Raw genomic sequence first — 764 nt, 5'->3', positions numbered from 1 at the left:
CGCATGTTACTGAATAAACTAGGTGAATTTTTAGCTTTAGGTCAAGAAGCGGGTGCAGGTTTCGATGATAATTTAATTCAAAAATTGCACCATGCAATGACGACAATTGAATCTGGAAAATTAAAAATTGCATTAATAGGCGGCTTTTCGGAAGGTAAAACTTCAATAGCTGCGGCTTGGATGGAAAAACTTGACGTAGATACTATGCACATTAGTCATCTTGAGTCATCTGACACAGTAAAAACGTATCAACTTGATGATTGTGAGCTTATTGATACACCGGGTTTATTTGGTTTTAAAGAAAAACTGAATGCAACAAGCACGCAAATAGAGAAGTTTAAAGACATTACTAAACAGTATGTTAGTGAAGCACACCTTGTACTATATGTGATGAATTCAACCAATCCGATTAAAGAGAGTCATCATGAGGATTTAAAATGGTTGTTTAGAGATCTCAATTTACTACCTCGTACAGTGTTTGTGTTAAGTCGTTTTGATGAGATAGCCGATGTTGAAGATGATTGGGATTACCGCGAAAACCTGAAGATTAAACAACAAAATGTCCAGCAAAGACTAAGTGAGTCTATCGGCCTCACTGCTGAAGAACAAGCCAGTTTAGCTGTTGTGGCAGTTGCCGCGAACCCGTTTGATATGGGTACTGATTATTGGTTAGCGAACCCTGAAAAATTTAAGACTTTGTCGCACATAGATACATTGCAACAAGCCACTTTTGAAAAAGTGCAAGTCAATGGTGGGCTAATGTC

The 764-nt window shown here is 37.8% G+C and carries 1 protein-coding gene; it reads left to right on the top strand.

The window, feature by feature from the left end; translation table 11 throughout:
- Window positions 1-764 (top strand): LeoA/HP0731 family dynamin-like GTPase (locus tag H5202_RS23535; RefSeq protein WP_220493998.1); only part of this gene is annotated, 764 nt, incomplete at both ends.

The organism is Shewanella sp. SG41-4 (genome assembly GCF_014164505.1).
GTDB lineage: Bacteria > Pseudomonadota > Gammaproteobacteria > Enterobacterales > Shewanellaceae > Shewanella.
This window is presented reverse-complemented; position numbering and strand designations above follow the sequence as displayed.